This window comes from Streptomyces sp. NPDC051555 (assembly GCF_044454405.1).
Lineage (GTDB): Bacteria > Actinomycetota > Actinomycetes > Streptomycetales > Streptomycetaceae > Streptomyces.
On record NZ_JBITDP010000011.1, the window covers coordinates 251,953 to 276,766 of the forward strand.

19 protein-coding genes and 1 pseudogene are annotated in these 24,814 nt (G+C 73.0%); 11 read left to right on the forward strand and 9 right to left on the reverse strand.

What is annotated here, in order from left to right; translation table 11 throughout:
- Nucleotides 1–23 precede the first annotated feature (23 nt).
- From ACIBEA_RS23335 to ACIBEA_RS23345, 3 genes are all read left to right on the forward strand, one after another.
- Complete coding sequence (locus tag ACIBEA_RS23335) at nucleotides 24–896, forward strand: hypothetical protein (RefSeq protein ID WP_399263872.1); 873 nt, start codon at nucleotides 24–26, stop codon at nucleotides 894–896.
- Nucleotides 893–5,149, forward strand: a complete 4,257-nt coding sequence (locus ACIBEA_RS23340) for a caspase family protein (RefSeq protein ID WP_399263874.1) — start codon at nucleotides 893–895, stop codon at nucleotides 5,147–5,149. The genes ACIBEA_RS23335 and ACIBEA_RS23340 overlap by 4 nt, the downstream gene beginning before the upstream one ends.
- Before the next feature lie 210 nt (nucleotides 5,150–5,359).
- On the forward strand, nucleotides 5,360–6,628 hold the full coding sequence (locus tag ACIBEA_RS23345) for a lectin (RefSeq protein WP_399263876.1): 1,269 nt from the start codon (nucleotides 5,360–5,362) through the stop codon (nucleotides 6,626–6,628).
- A 48-nt stretch (nucleotides 6,629–6,676) separates the two neighbouring features.
- Here ACIBEA_RS23345 and ACIBEA_RS23350 read toward each other — a convergent pair whose 3' ends face one another.
- A complete protein-coding gene (locus ACIBEA_RS23350) occupies nucleotides 6,677–7,315 on the reverse strand; it encodes a hypothetical protein (RefSeq protein WP_399263878.1) in 639 nt (212 codons plus the stop codon).
- Between the two features lie 207 nt (nucleotides 7,316–7,522).
- Between ACIBEA_RS23350 and ACIBEA_RS23355 the strand changes: the two genes are divergently transcribed.
- Complete coding sequence (locus ACIBEA_RS23355) at nucleotides 7,523–8,191, forward strand: HAMP domain-containing protein (RefSeq protein ID WP_399263975.1); 669 nt, start codon at nucleotides 7,523–7,525, stop codon at nucleotides 8,189–8,191.
- Between the two features lie 92 nt (nucleotides 8,192–8,283).
- Nucleotides 8,284–9,330 (forward strand): EcsC family protein, encoded by a 1,047-nt coding sequence (locus ACIBEA_RS23360; RefSeq protein ID WP_399263880.1) that lies wholly within the window; start codon nucleotides 8,284–8,286, stop codon nucleotides 9,328–9,330.
- 47 nt (nucleotides 9,331–9,377) lie between these two features.
- Here the strand turns inward: ACIBEA_RS23360 and ACIBEA_RS23365 are convergent, their stop codons facing one another.
- Nucleotides 9,378–10,355 (reverse strand): helix-turn-helix domain-containing protein, encoded by a 978-nt coding sequence (locus tag ACIBEA_RS23365; RefSeq protein WP_399263882.1) that lies wholly within the window; start codon nucleotides 10,353–10,355, stop codon nucleotides 9,378–9,380.
- Nucleotides 10,356–10,495: 140 nt separating this feature from the next.
- Between ACIBEA_RS23365 and ACIBEA_RS23370 the strand changes: the two genes are divergently transcribed.
- Entirely contained in the window at nucleotides 10,496–11,593 is a 1,098-nt protein-coding gene (locus tag ACIBEA_RS23370) for a saccharopine dehydrogenase family protein (protein ID WP_399263884.1), read from the forward strand.
- An 8-nt stretch (nucleotides 11,594–11,601) separates the two neighbouring features.
- Here the strand turns inward: ACIBEA_RS23370 and ACIBEA_RS23375 are convergent, their stop codons facing one another.
- From ACIBEA_RS23375 to ACIBEA_RS23385, 3 genes are all read right to left on the reverse strand, one after another.
- A complete protein-coding gene (locus tag ACIBEA_RS23375; RefSeq protein ID WP_399263886.1) occupies nucleotides 11,602–12,684 on the reverse strand; it encodes an alpha/beta hydrolase family protein in 1,083 nt (360 codons plus the stop codon).
- A gap of 329 nt (nucleotides 12,685–13,013) precedes the next feature.
- Nucleotides 13,014–13,256, reverse strand: coding sequence for a translation initiation factor IF-1 (gene infA, locus ACIBEA_RS23380; protein ID WP_399263887.1), 243 nt, complete (start codon nucleotides 13,254–13,256; stop codon nucleotides 13,014–13,016).
- 50 nt (nucleotides 13,257–13,306) lie between these two features.
- Nucleotides 13,307–14,122: a GNAT family N-acetyltransferase gene (locus tag ACIBEA_RS23385; RefSeq protein ID WP_399263889.1), complete on the reverse strand. Its 816-nt coding sequence runs from the start codon at nucleotides 14,120–14,122 to the stop codon at nucleotides 13,307–13,309.
- A 366-nt stretch (nucleotides 14,123–14,488) separates the two neighbouring features.
- Between ACIBEA_RS23385 and ACIBEA_RS23390 the strand changes: the two genes are divergently transcribed.
- From ACIBEA_RS23390 to ACIBEA_RS23400, 3 genes are all read left to right on the forward strand, one after another.
- A complete protein-coding gene (locus ACIBEA_RS23390; RefSeq protein WP_399263891.1) occupies nucleotides 14,489–16,558 on the forward strand; it encodes a phosphocholine-specific phospholipase C in 2,070 nt (689 codons plus the stop codon).
- A 177-nt stretch (nucleotides 16,559–16,735) separates the two neighbouring features.
- The gene (locus tag ACIBEA_RS23395) at nucleotides 16,736–17,953 is read left to right on the forward strand and encodes a cytochrome P450 (protein WP_399263894.1); all 1,218 of its coding nucleotides are present in this window, start codon (nucleotides 16,736–16,738) and stop codon (nucleotides 17,951–17,953) included.
- 72 nt (nucleotides 17,954–18,025) lie between these two features.
- Complete coding sequence (locus tag ACIBEA_RS23400; RefSeq protein WP_399263896.1) at nucleotides 18,026–19,081, forward strand: biotin/lipoate A/B protein ligase family protein; 1,056 nt, start codon at nucleotides 18,026–18,028, stop codon at nucleotides 19,079–19,081.
- A 24-nt stretch (nucleotides 19,082–19,105) separates the two neighbouring features.
- On the opposite strand, the gene ACIBEA_RS23405 is transcribed toward ACIBEA_RS23400, so the two are convergent.
- Nucleotides 19,106–20,377: an NAD(P)/FAD-dependent oxidoreductase gene (locus tag ACIBEA_RS23405; RefSeq protein WP_399263898.1), complete on the reverse strand. Its 1,272-nt coding sequence runs from the start codon at nucleotides 20,375–20,377 to the stop codon at nucleotides 19,106–19,108.
- A gap of 181 nt (nucleotides 20,378–20,558) precedes the next feature.
- A pseudogene (locus ACIBEA_RS23410) lies at nucleotides 20,559–20,708 on the reverse strand (RNA polymerase subunit sigma-70); the annotation flags it as partial.
- A gap of 88 nt (nucleotides 20,709–20,796) precedes the next feature.
- On the opposite strand from ACIBEA_RS23410, the gene ACIBEA_RS23415 reads away from it, so the two are divergent.
- Complete coding sequence (locus ACIBEA_RS23415) at nucleotides 20,797–21,114, forward strand: UBP-type zinc finger domain-containing protein (RefSeq protein ID WP_399263900.1); 318 nt, start codon at nucleotides 20,797–20,799, stop codon at nucleotides 21,112–21,114.
- A 75-nt stretch (nucleotides 21,115–21,189) separates the two neighbouring features.
- Here ACIBEA_RS23415 and ACIBEA_RS23420 read toward each other — a convergent pair whose 3' ends face one another.
- Complete coding sequence (locus ACIBEA_RS23420; RefSeq protein WP_399263902.1) at nucleotides 21,190–21,798, reverse strand: ABATE domain-containing protein; 609 nt, start codon at nucleotides 21,796–21,798, stop codon at nucleotides 21,190–21,192.
- A gap of 81 nt (nucleotides 21,799–21,879) precedes the next feature.
- Here ACIBEA_RS23420 and ACIBEA_RS23425 point away from each other — a divergent pair, with 81 nt between their 5' ends.
- Nucleotides 21,880–22,674, forward strand: coding sequence for an MBL fold metallo-hydrolase (locus ACIBEA_RS23425; protein WP_399263904.1), 795 nt, complete (start codon nucleotides 21,880–21,882; stop codon nucleotides 22,672–22,674).
- Nucleotides 22,675–22,865: 191 nt separating this feature from the next.
- Here ACIBEA_RS23425 and ACIBEA_RS23430 read toward each other — a convergent pair whose 3' ends face one another.
- Nucleotides 22,866–23,789 (reverse strand): helix-turn-helix domain-containing protein, encoded by a 924-nt coding sequence (locus ACIBEA_RS23430; RefSeq protein WP_399263906.1) that lies wholly within the window; start codon nucleotides 23,787–23,789, stop codon nucleotides 22,866–22,868.
- Nucleotides 23,790–24,814: the final 1,025 nt, after the last annotated feature.

Below are 24,814 nucleotides of genomic sequence, written 5' to 3' on the forward strand. Positions count from 1 at the left end.
TCGTATCTCAGGGGGTGGGTCGAATGGCCCGAGTGGTGTGCGTGCACGGAATCGGTCAACAGGTCCAGGGAGAGGCGCTGTTGCTCTCGGCCTGGTGGCCGGCGCTGGGCGACGGTCTGCGCCGGGTCGACGCGGGCGGAACGCTGGACGCGTCGGAGGTGGCGATGGCCTTCTACGGGGACCTGTTCCGGCCGTCCGGCCGGATGCTCTCCGTCGACGACCTGCCGTACACCGCCGAGGACGTCGACGACCCCTTCGAACAGGAGCTGTTGGGCGCGTGGTGGCGGGCGGCGGCGCAGAGCGACCCGGGCGTCGTGCCGCCGGACGCGCAGGACACCCTCCTCGCCACGCCCGGCTCCGTGCAGGCCGCACTGCGCGCGCTGTCCGGGTCGCGGTTCTTCGCTGACATCGCACTGCGGCACATGGTCGCCGACCTCAAGCAGGTACGCGCCTACCTCACCGATCCGGCCGTACGGGGCGCGGTCCGCCGGCGCGTGATCGGCGCGATCGGTCCGGACACCCGGGTCGTGGTCGCCCACTCGCTGGGCTCGGTCGTCGCCTACGAGGCCCTGTGCGCCCTGCCCGGCCACGGCGTGCGGGCCCTGGTCACGATCGGTTCGCCGCTCGGCATCAGGAACCTGGTCTTCGACCGGCTCGACCCCGCACCGACCGGCCCGCGCACGCGGGCCCGCGGAAGCTGGCCCGGTGGGAAGGCCCTGACCTGGACGAACCTTGCGGGGCACGGTGACGTCGTCGCGCTGGTGAAGGACCTGCGGCCGGGCTTCGGCGACGAACTGCGCACCGGGCTCCTCGAAACCGGGGCGCACGCCCACGACGCCACCGCCTACCTCACCGATGCCCTGTGCGGGAGGGCCGTCGCCGAGGCCCTCGCGTGAGCGACGCGGCCCCGGGCGGGCCGGGACGCCGCTTCCTGATCGCCGCCGTCGTGGCCGACTACCCGAAGAACCCGGTCTGGAACCGGCCCGGCCTCGTCGAGGCCCGGGCCGGGATCGTGGAACTGTTCACCGAGACCCTCGGCTACCAGCACTACGACGCGCTCCCGCTGAACCCCACGAAGCAGCAGCTCACCGACGCCCTCAACGATTTCTGCTGCGCGGCCGACCGCCGCGCGGACGACCTCCTCGCCGTATACCTGTCCCTCCACGGGGACATCCTCGACGCGGGCGGCGAGCACGTCCTGCTGACCACGGACACCGACCCGAACCGCAAGTCCTACACCTCGCTGCGCACCACGGACCTCGCCCGCGCGATGCTCCAGGACACCCGGGTGCGACGCGTCATGCTGATGCTGGACGCCTGCTACAGCGCCAAGGGCGGCAACCAGCTCGCCGCCGCCGCACTGAACCGCGTCGAGTCGGGCTGGAGCCGCGCCCCGGGGTCCGGGCTGGTGGTGATCTCCTCCGCCCAGCCGCACCAGCAGGCCGTGGCCGCCCTCTTCCCGACGCTGCTGCGGGACGCGGTGACGGACCTGTCCGTCGCGGGCCACGCTCCCGGGACCCTTTCGGTGAACGCCGTCGTCCAGCACGTCAACGACTCGAAGAAGCGGCCCGAGCACCAGCGGATCGGGGTCACCCTGGCCGGTCTCGACGGCGAGCCCCCGGCCTTCTTCCCCAACCCGCGCCACGACGTCCGCCTCAACGACGTCGACCTCGCCCTCCAGCAGGCCGCCTCCTTCGACGAGCAGGACCGGCTGCGGGAGACCGAGCTCACGGCCCGCCTCCTGGTCCGCGCCATGGGGCACCACTCCGGCGCCCGCCACCAGGACGCCAACCCACAGTGGTGGTTCAGCGGCCGGCACGCCGCGCTGGCGGCGATCGGCAGGTGGCTGAAGGAGCCACCGGGCCCCGCCGCCTCGGCCGCCCGCGTGGTGACCGCGGGACCCGGCTCGGGCAAGACCGCCGTGCTCGGCGTGGTGGCGGCCCTGTCCCACCCCGAACACCGCAGGACCGTCCCCACCAGCGCCCTGCAGATTCCCGCCGACCTCATCGGCCCGGGCGCCCTCGACACCGCGATCTACGCCCAACGCCTCACCGACACCGACGTCCTGCACGCCCTGGGCGCGGCGGCCCGCGTCCACGCCACCACCGTCGGAGGGCTGCTCGACGCCCTGGACGGGCGCCGGCGACCGCTGACCGTCCTGATCGACGCCCTCGACGAGGCCGCGACCCCCGACACCCTGTGCACCAGCGTCCTGCGCCCACTCATCGCGCACTCCCGGGGCCGGATCCGGCTGTTGCTCGGCACCCGCCCCTACCTCCTGGACCGCCTGGGCATCCCCGCCGAGGACACGGTCGACCTCGACGCCCCCCGGTACGCCGACCGCGAGGCCGTCACCGCCTACGCCGCCCGGATCCTGCTCGGCTCGCACCAGAGCTCCCCCTATCGCGAGCGGCCCGAGCGCGTCCTGCCCGTCGCGGAGGCCGTGGCCACGGCCGCGGACCGGTCGTTCCTCGTCGCGCGCCTCGCCGCCTTCACCCTCGCCGCGGCCCCCACGATCCCGTCCGACACGGGACGGCGCTGGCGCGCCGGCCTGCCCCGGCACGCCACCGACGCCATGCGCCAGGACCTGGAGCGGCGGCTCGGGCCCGATGCCCGGCGAGCCACCGACCTGCTGCGGCCGCTGGCGTGGGCACAGGGCCAAGGCCTGCCCTGGGAGGACGTATGGGCTTCCCTCGCGAGTGAGATCGCCGGCCGTCCCTACACCGATCAGGACCTGCTGTGGCTGCGCCGCGCGGCCGGGTCGTACGTGGTGGAGGCCGTGGAGAACGGCCGCTCCGCCTACCGCCTCTACCACGAGGCCATGGCCGAACACCTGCGCCACGACACGGACGCGACCCGCATCCACGCGGCCTACACCCGCGTCCTGAGCGACCGCGTCCCCCACCGGGCCGACGCGACCCGCGACTGGGGCCGCGCCCACCCCTACGCGCTCCACCACCTCGCGCACCACGCCGCGGAAGCGGACCTGCTCGACGCCCTGGTCGAGGACCCGGAGTACCTCGTCCACGTCGCGCCCCGGGGGCTCACCCCGCACCTGCGCCGCGTCGTGCAGGACGTCCCCCGCCTCCACGCGGCCGTCTACCGCGCCCACCTGCACCTGCACCTCCCGCTCGAACCCGCGCAGCGGCGCCAGGTCCTCGCGCTCGACGCCGCTCGCGCCGGCGCCCGCTCCCTCCACCAAAGACTCGTCAAGCAACTCCCCGGCGGCACCTGGGCGCCCTCCTGGGCCAGCGGAAGCCGCTTCAGCACCGCGCAGCAGGACGCCCTGATCGGGCACAACGTGACGCTGGCGGTGGCGTGCACGGTGGTGGACGGACGGGCGGTGGCCGTCAGCACCGGGCAGGAAGGGACCGTACGGCTGTGGGACCTGCGCACCGGAGCGCCCGTAGGGGAACCCCTCACCGGCCATGCGGGCGGGGTGGCCGCGGTGGCGTGCACGGTGGTGGACGGCCGCCCCGTGGCCGTCACCAGCGGTTGGGACGCGACCGTACGGGTGTGGGACGTGCGCACCGGGCAGCCCGTCGGAGAACCCCTTACCGGACACGCCAGCCAGGTGCACGCGCTGGCGTGCGCGGAGGCGGACGGCCGACCGGTAGCCGTCAGCGGGAGTTGGGACGGGACGGTGCGGGTGTGGGACCTGCGCACCGGCCGACCGGTCGGCAAGCCCCTCACCGGCCACGCCTCGGCGGTGAACGCGGTGGCGTGCGCGGTGGTGGACGGCCGACCGATCGCGGTCACCGGCGGACAGGACGGGACCGTACGGCTGTGGGACCTGCGCAGCGGCCGGTCCGTCGGCGGCGGGCGGATCGCCGGCCAGGACAGCGAAGTGCACGCGGTGGCGTGCGCGGTCGTGGACGGCCGGCCGATCGCCGTCAGCGGGAGTTGGGACGGGACGGTCAGGATGTGGGACCTGCGAACCGGCCGCCCCACCAGCGGTCCGCTCACCGGCCACACCAATGTGGTCCACGCGGTGGCGTGCGCGGAGGTGGACGGCACGCCGGTGGCCGTCACCGGCGGTTGGGACGGGACGGTGCGGGTGTGGGACCTGCGCACCGGGCGACTCGTCCGCGAACCGCTCGCCGGCCACACCAACGAGGTGTACGGGGTGGTCTGCGCGGAGGTGGAGGGCCAGCCCGTGGTCGTCACCGGGGGACAGGACGGGACGGTGCGGGTCTGGAACCCGCGGATCGTGCCGTCCCGCGTGCAGCTCCCGACACACCCCGGAGGAGTGTCCGAGGTGGAGTGCGTGGTGGTGAACGGTCGGCCGACCGTCGTCACCGGGGGTGTGGACGGCGTGGTGCGGCTGTGGGACGCGGGCACCGGACGGCCGCTCGGCGACCCGCTCTTCGGCCACTTCGGTGAGGTGAACGCGGTGGCGTGCGTGGTGGTGGACGGTCGGGCGATGGCCGTCACCTGCGGGCAGCACGGCTACGTGCGGGTGTGGGACCTGGACTCCGTCCCACGGCACGCTCGCCAGCTGATCGGCCATGTCGGTGAGGTGTACGCGGCGGCGTGCGCGGTGGTGGACGGCCGACCGGTGGCGGTCACGAGCGGGCTGGACGGGACGGTGCGGCTGTGGGACCTGGACCGGGGGGAACCCGTGGGTGAACCCCTGACGGGCCATGTCGGCGGGGTGGCCGCCGTGGCGTGCGTCGTCGTGGGCAGCAGGCTGATCGCGGTCACCAGCGGTTGGGACGAGACGGTCCGGGTGTGGGACCTGTTGGACGGTGAGCACGGCGGCGGACTCCTGCCCGGACAGCACGGCATGGTGCACGCGGTGGCGTGCGTGGTGGTGGACGGTCGGCCGATGGCGATCGCCACCGCGCAGGACGGGACGGTTCAGATGTGGGACCTGGACGCCAGGGAATCCGTCGGCGAGTCCGTCAACGCCCACGTCGGTGGGGCGTCCGCGGTGGTGTGCGGGGTGTTGGACGGCAGGTCGGTGGCCGTCACCGGAGGGCGGGACGGGATGGTGCGGGTGTGGGGCCTGCACGGCGGATCCTCGGTGGAAGCGATCTTCCTCGACACCGTGGACCACCTCGGACTGGCCGATTCCGGTGACATCGTCGTGGTCAGCGGTCGGGACATCGCGTTCTACCGCCGCGTCCGCCCTGACCGCCCCGCGTAGCCCGACCGCCACGCATGGCCCGGCCGGTCGGCACGGACGGTGCAGGCATCTTGACGCCGTCGTGGCCTGCACCTTGAATCAAGTAGTGAACGAAGGGTCCCGGACGGCCCGGTTCCGCGTTCACTCCCTGGCGGCGGGCTGTCGTATGCCGTGGCATGCCCATGTCATGGCAAGTCCGTTCCGCCCCACCCCCCACGCCGAAACGATGTGATGACCGTGCACCCCACCTGGCACCGACGCGCGCTCTTATGCGCCCTCGCCCTCGTCTGCTGGGGCGGCCTGACCGCCCCGGCCAGCGGCAACCCGGCCCCCACGCCGACGGCCGCCGCGGCCGTGACCTTCTCGGACGACTTCGACGGACCCGCCGGCGCCGCCGTCGACCCGGGCAAGTGGCAGGTCGAGACCGGGGACAACGTCAACAACCACGAGCGGCAGTACTACACGGCGGGCAACCGCAACGCGGCCCTCGACGGACAGGGCCACCTGGTCATCACCGCCCGTCGCGAGAACCCCTCCGACTACGCCTGCTGGTACGGCCGCTGCGCGTACACGTCGGCCCGGCTGAACACCGCGGGCCGCTTCACCCAGAAGTACGGACACGTCGAGGCGAGGCTCAAGGTGCCGCGGGGCCAGGGCATGTGGCCGGCCTTCTGGATGCTCGGCGACGACATCGGCCAGGTCGGCTGGCCGAACTCCGGTGAGATCGACGTGATGGAGAACGTCGGCTTCGAACCGTCGACCGTGCACGGCACCCTCCACGGACCGGGCTACTCCGGCTCCGGCGGCATCGGGGCGGCCTACTCCCTCCCCGCCGGCCAGGCCTTCGCCGACGCCTTCCACACCTTCGCCGTCGACTGGGCCCCCGACGCGGTCACGTGGTCCGTCGACGGCACCGTCTACCAGCGGCGGACCCCCGCCGACCTGGGCGGCCACAGCTGGGCCTTCAACAAGCCGTTCTTCCTGATCCTCAACCTCGCGGTCGGCGGCTACTGGCCGGGCGACCCCGACGGCGGCACGGCCTTCCCGCAACAGCTGGTGGTCGACCACGTCCGCGTCACCTCCTACGACGGCGGATCCGACGGGCGTAGCGGCCAGATCAGCGGTCTCGCCGGCAAGTGCGTCGACGTGGCCGGAGCCAACCCGGCCAACGGCACCCCGGTCCAGCTCTACGACTGCAACGGCACCGGCGCCCAGCGCTGGACCCTCGCCGCCGACGGCACCGTACGGGCGCTCGGCAAGTGCCTCGACGTCGCGAGCGGGGGCACCGCCGACGGCACCCCGGTGCAGCTCTACGACTGCAACGGGACCGGCGCCCAACGCTGGTCGGTGTCCGGGGCCCGCGACATCGTCAACCCGCAGGCGAACAAGTGCCTCGACGTCACGGGCGGAAACGCCGCCAACGGGACCCGGCTGCAACTGTGGACCTGCACCGGCGCCGCCCAGCAGAAGTGGACGCCCCCGACGCCCCCGACGTCCTGACTCCCCGGATCCCCGGCTCCCCAACACCCGGACCGTCGGGGCCCGTTCTCAGGGGCAGGTCTCGTCGGTCTTGGCCACAGTGAAGGCGACGGGCCGGCCGGTGAGGGCGGCTCCTGGCTTCGGGTCCTGGGCGCACACCTTCCAGTTCGACTCCTGAAGGACCATGCGGCTCTGCACCGCGTCCTTCACGGTGATGCTCGCGTTGGCGGGCAGGGCGGCGCGCACGGCCTTCATACCCGTGCCGACGAAGTTCGGCATGGTGTCCCCGGCGGGCTTCGGGGCCGGTGCGTCGGTGGCGGGGCAGGTCTCTTCGAGCTTGACCGCGCCGAAGTCGACGGTCGTGCCCGTGTCGATTCCCGCGCCGGCGGCGGGGGTCTGCGAACACACCTTCCAGTTCCGATCGAGGGCCTGGAGCCGGTCGCGACCGAGCGCGTCGTGGGACTTCAGGTGGTAGAACCCGGCGGCCTGGGCCTCGTCCTGGGCCGTTTGCAGTCCCTTGCCGACGAGGAGGGGAAGAGCGGCCGAGGCCTTCGGCGCCGGCGTGTGGCGCGTGGACGCGGGCGGCGCGGAAGGCGCCGTGCTCGCGCCGGCGGGCTTGTCCGAGCCCGCCCCGCCCTGCGGACCGCAGGCCGTGAGGGCGAGGGCGGCGGCCGCCGTGAGCAGGGCGATGGTGTGCTGTGTACGCATTGCGCCATGTTCGCCGGGACGGAGCCGCGGTGGGGGCCTTGTGACCGGTCCGTGACACGGTGAACTCTTCCGGTGACAGGACCGGGCACCTAGCCCCCAGCCCGGGCGCCGAGTTGGGTGACGTCCACCGTCGGGCCCGGATGCGTGCCCGAGGCGGCGGGAGACAGGAGGGGGAGCGCCAGCCACAGGGCGGTGAGTGCGGCCAGGGTGGCCACCACGGCGAGGGCCCGCTGCGGCCGTGCGCCCAGCGGGCGCGGTAGCGGACCGGGTCCTCCAGGAAGCGCTTCGAGAGCGCCGCCACCGCGACGGACAGGGCGACCGGACACGGGGTCCGGGCCCAGCCGGGCAGCCGCAGACCCGCGTGGTCGGGTCCTGCTGCCCGTACGCCGTCTGCGCCGCGGCGCCCAGCAGGTCGCGGAGGGGCGCCTCGACACCCGGCTCGACGTCACCGGCAACGACGAACTGGCCGGGCTCACTGCCACCTTCAACGCCATGGCCGCCCAACTCCAGCGCGACGACGCGGCACTCGGCCGACGCGGCCTCCCTCGTCGCCTCCGAGACCCGGCGGCTTGCCCGTACCGTCGAGGACCTGATGGAGGTGGCGCGCTTCGACTCGGGCCGCGCCGAACCGCACGCCGAGGAGACCGACCTGCGCACCGCACTGGCCACCACCCCGCGGCTGCGCGGCTGGCAGGGGGATCCCCGGATCGTCGTCGACCTGCCCGGGCCGCTGCCCGTGCGGATCGACACCCGCCGGATCGACGTGGTCCTCGCCAACCTCGTCGGCAACGCCCTGCACCACGGCCGGCCGCCGGTGACCCGGCGACGGTCCGGCTGTTGGCCGGTATCGCGCCGCGCCCCGCCTCGAACACGTAGTGTCCTGCGAGGAGTTCCCCGTCCAGCGGCGCCGACCCGTGGCCGCGACCGCGCGGAACTGTTTCCGAGCACTTCGATACCGAGGCGACCACATGACTCTCTCCGCTTACGAACAACGGGAGTGGGACCGGCTCCAGAAGCGGAAGGAGGCCTCCCTCGACAAGCAGGCGAGGAACCTCCTTCCGCGACAGGCCCGTGACCGCCTCGCCGCACTGGGCCAGAAGGCGCGCAACGCCCCGGGCGCCGACAAGGTGGTGGCCGCGTACGGCGGGGCGGCGAGGGGCCTCGGCAAGGCCGTGAGCGGCACCGCGAGCCGGACCGTGAGCAAGAAGCGCGTGGTCGAGCAGTACCGGCGGGCCGGGCATGAGACCGGCGGGCTGGGCGGGATACGCGAGCTCGACCTGGAGGTCGTCGACGAGGTCGCGCGGCACAACGCGGTGCGGTACGGGCACGCGCTCTCGGCGGCGGCGACGGGCCTGGGATCGGCCGCGGCCGTGACGGGCGGCGAGGTGCTCGCCGGCGTGGGAACGATCGCCGGCGCGGGCGCGGGCGCCGCACCCGGAATCGGCACCGTGGCCGGCGCGATGGCCGCGGACACCGCCATGATGCTCGCCCTCGCCACACGGGTGGTCGCCTCGACGGCCCTCTACTACGGCTACGACCCGAACGATCCCGAAGAGGAGGTCTTCGTGATGTCCGTGATCGCCCTCGGCATGTCCACGGGCACGTCGGCGAAGGCGGCCGCATACGCCGAACTCTCCCAGCTCACCCAACTGCTCGTGCGCAACGCTCCGTGGACGAAGCTGAACGAGAAGGTCCTCACCAGGATCGTCCAGCGCTTCGCGGCGAAGTTCGCGCAGCAGCTCCCGAAGAAGAAGCTCGGGCAGTTCGTGCCGGTCGCCGGCATGGCCGTCGGCGCGGGCCTCAGCTACCTGCTCATCGATCGCGTCGCCGTCTCGGCACGCGACGCCTACCGCGAGCGCTTCCTGATCGAGAAGTCGGACGGCGACCTGACCGGCGCCCCGGTCCCGGACCACGGCGCCGCCGACCCGGCGCCGGACGACGACGGCATCGGCCTGATCACGATACTCCGGGAGGAGGACGCGCTCCCGCCGCCCTTCCCGTCGGACACGCCCTAGGCGTCGTCGGCCCCCTCCCCGCTCGGGGCGGGGGCCGTCACCGGCGGTCAGCGTCCGTCGGTGTCGGTCAGTGTCGGTCGGGGGGTCTCGTAGCTGCGGAAAGTGCGTCGGTAGGTGTCGGGCGGGACTCCGACGGTGCGGCTGAAGTGGCGGCGCAGGGTGGTCGCGGTGCCCATGCCGGTGGCCGCGGCGATCGTGTCCACGGTGGCGTCCGTCCCCTCCAGCAACTCCTGCGCGTGCCGGATCCGTTGGGTCAGCAGCCACTGGAGCGGAGTGGTTCCGGTGACCGCCTTGAAGTGGCGGGCCAGGTGGCGGGAGCTCATGCCGGCCCGCTGCGCGAGGTGCTCCACGGTCAGGGGTTCGTCGAGGCGCTGGAGGACCCACGGCAGCAGCTCGGCCAGCGGATGGTTGCCCGGCTCGGGCACGGGCGTGGTGACGAACTGGGCCTGCCCGCCTTCGCGGTGCGGCGGCACCACCAGGCGCCGCGCGACGACGTTCGCCACCCTGGTTCCGTGGTCCAGGCGCACCAGGTGCAGGCACAGGTCCATCGCGGCGGCCTTCCCCGCGGAGGTCAGCACGCTGCCGTTGTCGACGTAGAGCACGTCGGGGTCCACCGTGACCCGGGGATGGCGCCGTGCCAACTCGCTCGTGTGCGCCCAATGCGTGGTGGCCCGCCACCCGTCCAACAGCCCCGCCGCCGCCAGGACGAACGCACCCGTGCACAGGGAAGCCACCCGAGCGCCGGCCTCGTGCGCGGCGCGCACCGCGTCGACGAGCTCGGCCGGCGGGTCCTGATCCACGTCAGCCCAGCCCGGCACGATCACGGTGTCCGCCGTCGTCAGCGCGTCCAGACCGGCGTCGGGTTCCATCCGGAACCGGCCGACCGTCACGGGCCCCGGCCCGCACAGGGTGAACCGGTACCACGGGTCCACCAGGTGCGTCAGGTCCGATCCGAAGACCTCGCAGGCCAGGGCCAGTTCGAAGTGGAGCATGCCGTCCGTGACGGCCAACGCGACGTGGTGCATGTCCGAAACTGTACGGGGCGCGTCGTTTCCGCCACTCACGCGCCCCCCGCCCGTGCCGACAGGATGATCACAACAGCCCGGACCGGCCCCGCGAACACGGGGATCGCGCAGGGCGTCGAACGCACCAGGGGAGCGGTCTCATGAACGGCATCACGACGGGCAGCGCCAACACGGGCCACAGCACTGCGGGCAGCGCCGGCGAGGGCAACGCCCCGACGGGCAGCACCATCACGGTCTACGGCGCCTACGGGCACACCGGCAGGTTCGTGGTCGCGGAGCTGCTCGCCCGCGGATACGTTCCGGTCCTCTCCGGCCGCGACCGCGAGAAGCTCGACGCCCAGGCCGCCGACACCGGTCTGCGGTCCAGCCCCGCCACGGTCGACGATCCCGCCGCGCTGGACCTCGCCCTGAGCGGCGCCGCCGCGGTCATCAACTGCGCCGGACCCTTCGCCTCGACCACGGGCCCCGTCATCGAGGCCGCCCTGCGGGCCGGCATCCCCTACCTGGACGTCGCCGCCGAGCTGGAGGCCAACCTCGACACCTTCGCCCACTACGCCGACCGCGCCCGTGAGGCCGGGGCCGTCGTCGTCCCCGCCATGGCCTTCTTCGGCGGCCTCGGCGACCTGCTCGTCACCACCGCCATGGGCGACTGGACGCGGGCCGACGAGGCGCACATCGCCTACGGCCTCAGCCACTGGCACCCCACCGCCGGAACGCGCCTGTCCGGCAGCGTCTCGCGCGAACGCCGGGGCGACCGTCGCCTGCGCTACGCCGACGGCGCGTGGCAGTACCGCACGGACACCCCGCCCACCGTGGAGTGGCCGTTCCCCGCCCCGATGGGCCCCCGTCCCGTCATCACCGAGTTCACGATGGCCGACGTCGTCACCGTCACCGACCACCTCGCCATCCGTGACGTCCACACCCACATGCTCGCCGAGGCCGCCCGGGACATCGCCTCGCCCGACACCCCGGCCCCCGCCGCCACCGACGAGCTCGGCCGTTCCGACCAGACCTTCCTCGTGGACGCCGTCGTCCGCGCGAACGGCGTCGAGCGCCGCGTCGTCGCCGAGGGCCGGGACATCTACGCGGTCACCGCGCCCCTCGTCGTCGAGGCCCTCGACCGGGTGCTGACCGGCCGCGTCCGCACCACGGGCGTCGCCTCCGCCGGCCAGGTCTTCGACGCCCCCGACTTCCTGGCCGCCCTGGCCCCCCACGTCACCCTCCGGACCACCGGCTGAGCCACCCGCTACTTCAGGTGGGCGTCGAAGAACGCGGTCGCCGCGTCGATCGCGGCCCGGCGTTGCTCCGCGGGCCCCAGCCGCACGGGGTCGCCGGTTCCGTTGGTGCTCCTGCACCGGCCGCCGGCGAGGTCGCGGTGCTCCACGGCGACGTCGTCCGTGGCGAAGGCCGGCCCGCTGCCGGGGGTCCAGACGGTGTTGAAGTAGTTGTGGTTGCCGCCCTTCAGCTCGACGTGCCGGGCGTTCGGGTTGCCGGCCGCCATCGCGAGGGGGATCTTGCTGTCGTCCCACATGGCGTCACAGGTTCCGGCGACCACGGTGAGGGGCACGCGGCTGATGCGCTCCTTCGCGGCGTCGATGCCGTTCATGGCGGGCGCGAACGCCATCGTGGCCCTGATGTTCACCCCCGGTACCCGGGCGTGGCTGTCCAGGACCTCCGACAGGACGCCGCCACCACCGCGCGAATGCCCCAGGGTGCCGGCGCGGTCCGGGTCCACCCGGCCGGCCAGCTGACCGAGTGCCCGCAGGGGGCCCTTGCCCTCGGAGAGCTGCTGCCACATCCGCAAGTGCTCGTCGAGCAGGCCGGCGCGCGCGACGTCGCCCCGCTTCGTCTCGTGGGCCTGGATGCCGTTGGCCGACACCGACACCACGACGTAGCCCTTCTCGGCCAGGGCGTCGGCGAGGTAGGAGTAGCCCAGGTAGTTGTCGACCGGCCGGGCGTCCCCGCCGCACGGCCAGGCGTACGGGCGTACGGGCTTGTCACCCGCCTGACACGTGTCCGCCCACCCGTGGAGCATCACCACCAAGGGGTGCTTCCCGGTGCCCAGCTCGCGCGGGTAGGTGACCGCGGCCCTCAGCTCCGTGAGCTGCCCGTCCAGACCGGGCGGGGCGTAGGCGGTGTCGCCCAGGTCGTAGGTGACGCGCGTGGTGCGCTCCGTATCGACCTGGGGGGAGATGGCGGCGGGGTGGGCGACGGCCGGGGGGCGGGCGGCGTCCGCGGGTCCGCCGCAAGCGGTCACCAGGGCGAGCCCGGTGACGGCGACGGCTGCGAACAGGAGCCGGTGGGACGGGAGGCGGGTGGGTACGGGCATGCGCGTGTCGGCCTTCGGAGCGTCGTGGGGTGGGAGTGGCGCAGCGACAGCCGTCCAGCTGTGGCTGTGATGGTGGCTGCGGCGATACGTCCGAACGGTACGGGCCCGGTTTGTCGGTGACGTATCGGTTGGGGCGCGCCCGTGTCCCAGTACGCGGAGGACGCCGAGGGTGCCGGTGCGGCTGGGCCCGCGCCCGCGCTCAGAGCAGCCCGCCACCTCGGAGGTCTGACCCGGACGACCCCGTGGCGCCGGTGCTCCGTCCCCGGCCCGGCGCGCGGGAGCCGGGCTCCGACGGTGCGTCACCGTCGGAGCCCGGCCGCCTGCGGCTGCTACCTGTAGCGGTAGAGGATGCGCCCGCGGGTGAGGTCGTAAGGGCTCAGTTCCACGATCACCCGGTCGAACGGAAGGATCTTGATGTAGTTCTTCCGGATCTTTCCGCTGATGTGGGCGAGGACCTTGTGCCCGTTTTCGAGCTCCACCCTGAAGGTGGCGTTGCGCAGGCACTCGGTGACGGTGCCCTCGGTTTCCAGGGCGCCTGATGTTCTCGGCAAGTCGACTCGCTTCCCCGTCATGTGACGGTGGGTTCGGCAATGAATGGGACTGTGGAAGGTACGGCGGCGCGTCAGCTGCGCACCCACTCGACGGTGCGGCCCGCGATCCGGGCACCGACGCTCTCGAACAGCGCCGTGGCCGCCGCGTTGGATTCGTCGACCTCGGCCCGGGCGGTCGCGACCCCGGAGCGGTGCAGCCCGCCCAGGACCGAGGCCAGCAGCGCCCTGGCGATGCCGCGGCGGTGCTCGTCGGCCCGTACGGCGATGAGGCCGATCCGGGGCTGGCGGGGCAAGGGCCCCAAGCGGACCATGCCCACGTAGTGGTCGCCCCGCGCCGCCACGGCGTAGGTCGAGGGGTCCACGACGGTGATCCCGGCCGGGAGCGCGATCACCTCGGCGGGCATGCGCCGCCAGCCGACCGTGGCCTCGACCTCGTCGCGGATCGCGCGGTCCACGACGCACAGCGGATCGCGCTCCGCGTCTCCGACGGGCACGATCCGCACGCCCGCGGGCGTCGGTGCGCCGTCGAGGCCCGTGCGGGCCGGGTCGGTGGGCACGAGGTACTCCCGCTCCCGCCGTCCGATCGTGAAGCCGGCGCGCTGCCACCCGGCGGTCGAGTCGAGGTCCTCCTCGTCGACCACGGCGTGGAGGGGAACCGGCAGGTCCGCCACCATGGCGGCCGCGAGCCGGTCGAAAGCCTCGGCGTGCCAGGCGTCGACACTGAGGAAGAGGCGCCCGTCGGGCCGGACCGACATGTCGCTGCGGCCGACCTCGCGGCCGTCCTCCAGGGCGTGCCACTGGTGCTCCGCGGTCCGGGTGATCGTGGTGACGCGATCGCCCGTGCCGGCGGTCGGGGTGGGAACAGGGGTGTGACGTAGGGGATCCATGGGTTTCGCCCTTTCGCGAGTGCCTTGTCGTTGAGGCACCCCCGGCGACACCTGCGTCAGCCGCCCACCGTGACGGAATGGGGGAGTACCCACCTGCATACAGCGTTCATGGGTCACACCTCCTGAGTCCGGTCACGTCCTTCGGCACCGTACCGGCCGCAGACCCGACGTGGCCAGTCCTTTTCCCCGGCACCGATCGCGCGCGCCCGGAGCGGTCCCCGCGAATGGCCGAACTCCTGCGGAATCCGACTGACGTTCGCCTGGCGTATCCATCACCTTCACGCCAGGCTCCCTCTCCGGTACCCCGCGCAGGATGTCCTGGGGGCGCTCCACCACTTCTCGATCGAAGCAGAGGTCCCTCCCGCCATGGCAGATCTGAACCGCCGCCGCTTCCTCCAGCTCACCGGCGGCGCCGCCGCCCTGACCATGCTCAACGAGAGCATCGCGCGCGCCGCGGCCATCCCCGCCCAGGGGACGACCGGCAGCATCGCCGACGTCGAGCACATCGTGGTCCTGATGCAGGAGAACCGTTCCTTCGACCACTACTTCGGTGCGCTGCGCGGCGTCCGCGGCTTCGGTGACCCCCGTCCGGTGACCCTGCCCAGCGGGAAGTCGGTGTGGCACCAGAGCGACAACGCGGGCAAGGAGACCCTGCCCTTCAGGCCGCCGTCGGACGACCTCGGCATGGAATTCCTCCAGGGCCTCAACCACGACTGGGCGGGCGGCCAGAGCGCCTTCAACAAGGGCAAGTACGACAATTGGGTGCCCGCCAAGACGCCCGCCACCATGGCCCACCTCACGCGCGACGACATCCCGTTCCACTACGCCCTCGCCGACGCGTTCACCATCTGCGACGCCTACCACTGTTCGTTCATCGGCTCGACCGACCCCAACCGCTACTACCTCTGGTCGGGCCACACCGGCAACGACGGCAAGGGCGGCGGCCCGGTCCTCAACAACGCCGAGGCCGGGTACGGCTGGACCACGTACCCCGAGCGGCTGGAGGCGGCCGGGATCTCCTGGAAGGTCTACCAGGACATCGGCAACGGCCTCGACGCGGCCGGTTCGTGGGGCTGGATCAGCGACGCCTACCGCGGCAACTACGGCGACAACTCGCTGCTCTACTTCAACAACTACCGCAATGCCAAGCCCGGCGACCCGCTCCACGACAAGGCCCGCACCGGTACGGACGCCCGGACCGGCGAGGGTTACTTCGACCGGCTGCGCGCCGACGTCACCGCGGGCACGCTGCCCAAGATCTCCTGGATCGCCGCCCCAGAGGCCTTCAGCGAACACGCCAACTGGCCTTCGAACTACGGCGCCTGGTACATCGCGCAGGTCCTGGACGCGCTCACCTCCAACCCCGACGTCTGGGCCCGTACGGCGCTGTTCATCACTTACGACGAGAACGACGGCTTCTTCGACCACGTCGTGCCGCCGTACGCCCCCGCGAACGCGGGCCAGGGCCTGTCGACCGTGTCGACCGCCCTCGACGTCTTCCCCGGCAAGGCCGGCTACGTCGCCGGACCGTACGGGCTCGGCCCGCGCGTGCCGATGCTCGTCGTCTCGCCCTGGAGCACCGGCGGCTACTCCTGCTCCGAGACCTTCGACCACACCTCCGTGATCCGCTTCATGGAGCAGCGCTTCGGGGTGCAGGAGCCCAACATCTCCCCCTGGCGCCGGGCCGTCTGCGGTGACCTGACCTCCGCCTTCGACTTCGCCCGCAAGGACACCGGTACGGCCCCGCTGCCCGACACCGGCATGTGGCAGCCGCAGGACCGCGACCGCCACCCCGACTTCCTGGCCACCCCGCCGGCCGTGGCGAGCATGCCGCGCCAGGAGAAGGGGCAGCGGTCGACGCGTCCGCTGAAGTACGCCCCGTACGTGGACGGCGCGGCCCTCACGGGCGAGGGGAAGTTCCGACTGACCTTCAGCGGCGGCAAGGACCTCGGGGCGCAGTTCTACGTCACTTCCGGCAACCGGACGGACGCCCCCTGGACCTACACCACCGAGGCGGGCAAGTCGATCACGGACACCTGGAACACCACCTACTCGGCCGGTGTCACCGACCTGACCGTGCACGGCCCGAACGGCTTCCTGCGCGGGTTCCGCAACCCCGGCACCACCGCCGGCCCCGAAGTCACCGCCCGCCACAACGCCACCACTGGCAACCTGGACCTCACCCTCACCAACGCGGGAGCCGCCACCGCGACCCTCACGGTCACCAACGCCTACGGCGGCGGCCCGAAGCGCCTCACGGTCGCCAAGGGGGCCACCGTGACGTACAGCGTCCCCCTGAAGAACACCCGCCGCTGGTACGACGTCAGCGTCACCGCCTCCGAGACCGCGAACTTCGCCCGCCGCTTCGCGGGCAAGGTGGAAACCGGCGCGTCGGGCCTCTCGGACCCGGCGATCCTGACGGACCAGTCGTCCTGACCGTACGCACCCACGCCCCGCCCCCGCCCCCGCCCCGATGCCGCCCGGCACCGGGGCGGGGGCGTCGTGCGCGCCGACCCGGCCGACCGGCTCCGCACCCGTCGCACGTATCGCACACCATCCCTTGACACTTCGTCAGTAGGAGAGCAGCCTCTCCGCCGACGAAAGGACCGCCCCGTGCTGGACACCGGCGACATGGACCTGCTCGAAGACACTTGGGCCCGCGAGGTCCCGCACGCGCTCTTCACCCGGCTGCGCCGGGAGGACCCGGTGCACTGGCACGAGGTGCCGGGCCGACGCGCGGGCTTCCACGCCGTCACCCGCCACGCCGACGTCAAGGCCGTCAGCCGCGATCCCGAGCTGTGGTCCACCGAACTCGGCTCGTTCATGATCCGCGACCAGGACCCCGAGGCCCTCGGGGCCCTGCGCCTGGTCCTGTTGGGCATGGACGCCCCGCGCCACTCCCGCTACCGCGCCCTGGTCAGTGCGGGATTCACGCCCCGGGTGGTGCGCGGCCTGGCGGTCCGGATCCGTGAACGGGCGCTCGCCCTGGTGGAGCGCGCGGTCACCCCGGGCCGGGAGATGGACTTCGTCGACGAGGTGGCCTCCTGGCTGCCGATCCAGACCATCTGCGAGATGGTCGGCGTACCGCAGGAGGACGAACGGCTCGTCTACGAGTGGAGCAACCGGATGGCCGGCAGCCAGGACCCGGAGCTCTCGGCGGGAAAGCACGACAGCGACCTCGCGGCCGCCGAGATCTACGCCTACTGCGCCGAGCTGTCGGCGCAGCGGCGGGCCCGGCCCCGACAGGACATCCTCTCCACGCTCGTCCACGCCGAGGTCGACGGGGACCGGCTCACCCCGGACGAGATCAACATGTTCTTCGTCCTGCTGTGCGTCGCGGGCAACGAGACCACCCGCAACCTGCTCTCCCACACCCTGCTCGCCCTGATCGAACACCCGGCGGCGCGCGCCGAACTGGCCGCGGCGCCCGACGACGAGGCCCTGTGGACCTCGGCGACGGAGGAGTTCCTGCGCTGGGGCGGCTCGATCCACAACTTCCGGCGCACCGCGACCCGCGACACCACCCTGCGCGGCCGGCACATCGCCGAGGGCCAGAAGGTGGTCACCTACTACACCTCCGCCAACCGGGACGAGGAGGTCTTCGCCGACCCCTTCGTCTTCGACGTCCGCCGCACCCCGAACGAGCACCTCACCTTCGGTGGTGGCGGCCCGCACTTCTGCCTGGGCGCCGGCCTCGCGCGCACCCAGATCAAGACCCTCGTCCGCGAGCTGCTGCGCCGCCACCCGGACGTCACCCTCACCGGCGAGGTCCGCCGGCTGCGCTCGGACTTCATCAACGGAGTGAAATACCTGCCGGTGCGCTTCGGATAACGTGGGATGTCATGTCAATGCCGGTCAATTCGATCGAACGGGCCGGTAGCAACTCCCGAAGGGCGTTTCCCGGTGCACGGTGAGTACAAGGTTCCCGGCGGCAAGCTCGTCGTCGTCGATCTGGAGCGTGCGGGAGAGGTGTTGCGCGGCGTCCGGGTCTCCGGCGACTTCTTCCTCGAACCCGACGAAGCGCTCGACGCCGTCGACCGCGCCCTGGAAGGCGCCCCCGCCGACACCGACGCCGCCGAGCTCGCCGCCCGGATCACCGCCGCCCTGCCCGAGGGGACCCAGATGTTCGGGGTGAGCGCCGAGGGCATCGCCATCGCCGTGCGCCGCGCCCTGGCCCAGGCCACCGAGTGGGCCGCGCACGACTGGCGTCTCATCCGCATGCCCCCGCAGGAACCCGCCCTGCACATGGCCCTCGACGAGGTCCTCACCCACGAGGTCGCCGCGGGCCTGCGGCCCCCGACCCTGCGGGTGTGGGAATGGGGCGCCCCGGCCGTGGTCATCGGCAGCTTCCAGTCGCTGCGCAACGAGGTCGACCCCGAGGGCGCGCGCCGGCACGGCATGACGGTGGTGCGCCGGATCTCGGGCGGCGGAGCCATGTTCATCGAGCCCGGCAACACCATCACCTACTCCCTCTCGGTGCCGCAGTCGCTCGTCTCGGGACTCTCCTTCGCCGACTCCTACGCCTATCTGGACGACTGGGTCCTCGGGGCGCTCGGCGAGATGGGCGTCAAAGCCTGGTACCAGCCCCTGAACGACATCGCCACCGAAGCGGGGAAGATCGCGGGCGCGGCCCAGAAACGGATCGTCTCCGGCGCCGGCGCCGTACTGCACCACGTGACGATGGCCTACGACATCGACGCCGACAAGATGACCGAGGTGCTGCGCATCGGCCGCGAGAAGCTCTCGGACAAGGGGACGAAGAGCGCCAAGAAGCGGGTGGACCCGCTGCGCCGCCAGACCGGGCTCTCCCGGGAGGAGGTCATCGACCGGATGGTCGGCGCCTTCCGCGGTCGCTACGGCCTGACCGAGGACACGGTGACCCCACAGGAGCTCTCCCGCGCCCGCGACCTGGCGGCGACGAAGTTCGCCACGCAGGAGTGGACCGCCCGCGTTCCGTAGCGCCGCTCACCCGCGCCCGGGCCCTCACCCGCGCCCCCGCGCTGCCGCGCGGCCGTCGAGGTCGGCCAGGAGCTCACGAGCGGCGCGGGCCCCGGAGGCCATGGCGCCCTGGACGGAGCCCGTGGCGCGGTGGTCCCCGCACACGTACACGCGGTCCTCGACCCGCGTGGTCCGGCTGAGCGGCCAGGGCGGGAGCATCGCGGGCAGGGCGCCGGGCACGGTGACCGCGCCGACGGCCTGCCACCGGGTCGCGTCCGTCCCGTAGACCTCCGAAAGGGCGGCCGGCAGGGCGGAGCGGTGGCCGGGGGTGTCCTCGCCGAGGACGGAGGTGGACACCAGGGCGCGGCCGTCGGCGGAGTAGCCGGGGGCCACCTGGGTCAGCACGCAAGTGTTCAGGAACCGCCGCCGGCCGTCGACCAGCAGGGTCGGCTCGCGCAGCGGAGAGGTGGCGGCCGCGTGGTAGTAGGTGGTGACCGTGCGGGTCGGAGCGGGTGCGCCCACGGCCGGTACGAGCGCGGACGCGCACGCGGTGTCGGTGGCGACCACGACGGCGAGCGCCTCGCGGGAGCCGCCGTCCGCGAGGACCACCCCGTCGCCGGACACGGCGCGCACACGCACCCCGAGGCTCAGCGCGCCCCGGGGCAGAGCGCGTGCCAGCTGCTCGGGAACGGCCCCGATCCCGTCGGCGGGCAGGGTCAGGGTGCCCCGGATCATGCTGCGCCAGGTCAGGTGGAACATCCGGCTCGACGTCTCCAGGGCCTCCTCCAGGAAGACACCCGCCAGGAACGGGCGCATGAGGACGTCGACGAGCGCGTCGTCGAGCCCCCAGCGCTCCAGTTCCCGCCGGGTCGTGCGCTCCGGGAGTCGCCGCAGCGCCCGGGCGGGGGCCAGGGCGTCCCGTGCCGTCAGCGCGCCGAGGCCGGCGAGCCCGCGCAGGCGGGTGCGTCGGCCGGCCAGCAGGGCGGCCGTGTCGCCCGGGCGCCGGCTCGGATCGCCGAAACGGACCCGCTCGCCGTCCGGCAGGTGGGCGAGGACGCCCGGGGTGAAGGGGTGCAGGCGCAGTTCGCGCAGCCGGACGCGGCGCTTGACCTGGGGGTAGCCGGTGTTGAAGACCTGGAAGCCGCGATCGAGCACGAACCCGTCGCGCAGGTCGCTGCGCATCCGGCCGCCGACTCCGTCGGAGGCCTCCAGCACGCTCACCCGTACCCCGGCCCGCACCAGGTCCAGTGCGCAGGTGAGCCCGGCGAGACCCGCTCCCACGACGATCACGCTGCCCTGACGGTCACGACCGTTCACCGCTACCGACCTCCTCGGGGTGTTCCACCTGCTCCACCCCTCCTTCGCCACCGGGGACCGGATCGGATGCGGGAGGGGCGCGGACCAGCCCGGTTCCGGAGGCGCGCCGGAGCCTCGTGGTGGTCGGCCACCCTCACGTGCACCGCGGCGACCTCCATGCCCAGGACCGCCTCCGAGGCCCCTCGGCGGTCGCCCGGGACTCCGCGGCGCGGGCGGGGGAGGCCCGGTGCTCGGGGGCGGCCGGTTCGGGAACGGCGTCCAGATCGGTGACGGGCCTGCGGGCGCGCAGCGCGTTCAGGCATCGGTTGGTCACGATCCGGTGGATCCAGGTCCCGGAACCCGCCTCCCCGCTGAACTGCCTCGCTAACGTGTAGGACGGACGGAAGGCACGTTCGGCCTTGGTTCCAGGAGGAGCGGCGATGACCGGATGGACCGTGGCCCCGGACGCGGGCCGCGTCGAACAGCCGCGTTGCGGGCACCTCGACCAGGCGCCCGCCGAGGAGCCGCCCGCTGCCGCCCGGGGGTGCGCGGAGTGCCTGGCGGCCGGCGGTAGCTGGGTCCACCTGCGCAAGTGCCTGGTCTGCGGACACGTCGGGTGCTGCGACAGCTCGCCGGGCCAGCACGCCTGGAGCCACGCGGACACCACCGGCCACGCGCTGGCGCGCTCTGTCGAGAAGGGCGAGGACTGGGCGTGCTGCTACCCGGACTCGCTGTTCCTCCGTCCCGAACCGTCGTGATCCCCGGCGTGCACGGCGGCCGCCGTGACACCGGGGAGGAGCGGGTCTACTTCTTGGGGCGTCCCCTGAGCCCGCTCAGGCGTCGGGGCCCTGGGTGCGGCGGGCGTACGCACGGGCGGCGCGGGCGCGGTCGCCGCAGCGCGTCGAGCACCAGTGGCGGCGGCCGTGCCGGAGCAGGTAGCGGCTGCAGGGGCTGGAGCCGCACGCGGTGAGGCGTTCGGAGTCCGGGGACGTCAGGAGATCGGCCGCGTCGGCGGCGAGCGCCGCCAGGGCGTGGTCGACGATCGCGCTGGTGGGGTGGGGAGTGACCCGGTGCGGGCCGCTCTCGTCGTCCCACTTCAGGAGCGGGGCGGTGGGTACGCGGGTCATGGCGTCGTTGACGGCGGCCACGGCGGCGGGCAGGGCGGGCAGTCCCGCGGCGCGGGCGGCGAACAGCGACCGGACCTGCTCGCGCATCGACCGCAGCTGGGCCGTGCACATCTCCTGCATGCCCGCGTCGAGCGGCGCGAGATCACGTTCCGCCAGCCAGTGGTTCGCCCGGGCGGGGGTCGACAGGAGATCGAGCGTGTGCCCTCCGGGCAGCGCGAGGGCGCTGTTGGCGAGGGCGAGGGAAGGGTGCTCCTCCTCGCCTCGGGCGGGTGGGGGGACGGCTTCTTCCATCAAGGACTCCTTCACCTTTCTCATGGTACGGCTTGTGGTTATCCGTGAGAAGCCGGTACGGTCATCTCACGGTTCACTCGTATCTATCCGTGAGGTGTTATCTCCATGTCCTCGTTCCCGGTACCGGTCGAGCAGTTCCCCGTGCGCGTGCTCGGCGGCCCGACCGCCCTCTTCGAGTACGGCGGCCTGCGCTTCCTCACCGACCCGACCTTCGACGGCCCCGGCGACTACCCGGGACGCGGCGCGACCCTGACCAAGACCGCCCCCGCGAAGGCGGAGCCCGCGGACCTGGGCCCCGTCGACGTGGTGCTGCTCTCGCACGACGAGCACCCCGACAACCTCGACACGTCCGGCCGGGCCCTGCTCGCCGAGGTGCCCCTCACCCTCACCACCCCCGGCGGCGGGCAGCGCCTCGGTGGCCGGGCCCAGGGGCTGGCCGACTGGGAATCCATCGAGCTGAAGCGCCCCGACGGCGGCACGGTGACCGTCACGGGCGTGCCCGCCGTACACGGACCCGGGACGCGCGAGGAAGTCGAGCCGATCACCGGTCAGGTCGTGGGCTTCGTCCTGACCGGCGACGACCTGCCCACCGTCTACGTCAGCGGGGACAACGCCTCGCTCCGGGCGGTCGAGGAGATAGCGGAGCGCTTCGGCCCGGTGGACACCGCCGTCCTCTTCGCGGGAGCCCCGCGCTTCCCCGTCCTGTTCGATGGCGCGCCGCTCGTCCTGGACAGCGCGCAGGCGGCCGAGGCGGCGCGGATCCTGGGCGCCCGCCGCGTCGTACCCGTGCACTGCGACAGCTGGGCCCACTTCACCGAGGGTCGCGCCGACCTCGAAGCCGCCTTCGCCGCCGCCGGGTTGGCCGGCCGACTGGACGCGGACCAGTCCCGGCAGGCCTGATCCGCGTACGGACGGCCCTCGGGCCGCGGCCCCAGGGGCCACGCGGGTTGAGCGGGCGAGCGCATGCGCCGTGTGTCACCTCGGTGGCGTTCCTCCCGAAAACTGGCACCTAGTGCCGTGATCGGCACCAGCGGCCAGCGCGGAGCGCTGGAGCAGGCGGGTTCCCGAACATGAAGCGTCCCTCTCACGCGTCAGGCCGAATGCTCTGCGCGCAGGACGTGCATGCTGAGCGCGCGGAACTCGGTCGGGCTGATGCCGTACGCCTCGCGGAAGGAGCGGCTGAACACCACCGGCCCGCTGAAGCCCCAGCGGGCGGCGATGGCGCCGACGTGCCGGGTGCGCAGCGCCGGGTCGGCGAGGTCGGCGCGGCACCGTTCGAGTCGGCGACGGCGTATGCGGGCGTGGACGCTCTCCTCCTGGCCGTGGAAGAGCTGGTGGAGCGTGCGCACGGAGACGTGGTGGTGGGCGGCGATCGCCGCGGGGTCGAGCTCCGGGTCGCCGAGGTTGTGTTCGATGAAGGCGTGGATCCGCTGCACCAGCGCCCGCGTGCGCACTTCGGCGGGCAACCGGTCCTCGGTGTCCAGCTGTTGGGCCAGGCATGCCGCCACGAGGTCGACGGCGACCGTGCTGAGGCGACGCAGTTCCTCCGGAGCACATTCGGCGCCGTGGTCTTCGAGCGAGGTCATGAAGGACGCCAGGATCGCTGCCAGGCCCCGGTCGCCCGGTATGCGCCGGGCCAGCACCTGGTCCAGGCTCTGGGTGCGCAGCGGCAGGACCTTCCGGGGCAGCATCAGGATCGTCGCCTGGACCTGACCGCCCCCGGCCGGCATCTGGTTGTCGGAGGGCCGGGAGGTGTCCCAGAGCATGAGGTCACCGGCTCCGATGGTGCACTCGCTCCGGTGCTGCGACAGCGAGGTGGCTCCCTTGCGCAGGAGGGCCAGCTGGTACTCCTCCGGGTCGCCGCGCCGGATCATCGCGGCCGTGCGCCGCGAACGCAGGGGCGCCAGGGAGAACTTCGACGCACGGATGTCCCCCAGGTCGAGCACCGCCGCTTCCCCCTGGAAGTCCGCGGGCCGCTCACAACTGAGGGTGGCGGGCATCACCTCGCTCGACACGACGTCGGAGTACCAGGCGAACCGATCTCCCGCCGGAACCTCGCCCGTTGACACCACTGACCACATCCGGCGCTCCCTGTTGGATCTCTTCGACGAGACCAGGATGCGGCCAAAGAACCGCTGCTGACGCACGCCGGGCGTGCAACCGATCATCGGGGCGCTCGTTGTGATCTCGGGTGCGCGGGGCGCGCGCCCCCGGAGCACATACGAGAGATGTGCGCTAGCCGAAGTGGGTTGCCGATGATGAAGAATGTTCCTCCTACCGGGAGCGTGCCCTGGCGCGTGTCCGCGTTCCGCGTCGGGACCGGGGACCCGGACGGGGTCGAGCTGATCGGGCGGATCCGCGAGCTGCGGGCGAGGATCCTCTTCGACCGCGGCCGACGGCCCGATTTCCGCACCTCCGACGGTGGCTACGCCGATGACCAGGCCCTGGACTTCGGCGCCTGGCACTTCATCGGGAGGCGGGACGCCGACGGCCCGCCGCTGGGGTACGTGAGGCTCTCCACGCCGGAGACGGGCGACCTCTTCCAGACGCGGGCGTACCTGGGCGCCGAGCGCTACGAGGACGTGCTGCGGGAGTACGGCCTCGGTGTCGCGGAAACGTTTGAGCACAGCCGCCTGGTCGTGGAGCACCAGGCGCGCAAGCTCGGGTTGGGGGTCCATCTCAACGCCTTCGCCATCGGGGCCGCGCGCCACCTGGGCGCGAAGGCGATGATCGGGACCTCCGGTACCGCCGACGGGCAGGATCGTTTCCACGAGCGGTTCGGCTTCCGCCCGGTCACCGGGACGCGCCGATACGTCGCGCGGTACACCGAGGACGTGCTGATCATGCTGTACCGCCCGGGGGTCTCGGCGGACGAGTTCACCTGGCTCGTCGAGCAACTGGAAGGGGCCTTCCCGGCCTCGGTGGTCCCCGCACGGCACGCGGGGCTCCGCGCCGCCGGGACTCCCGGCCGCCCGCGGGGCGACCGCCCGCAGGCCGACGGGCCGGGGCGGGACCCCATCCGCCTGCCCGCGGTCCCGGG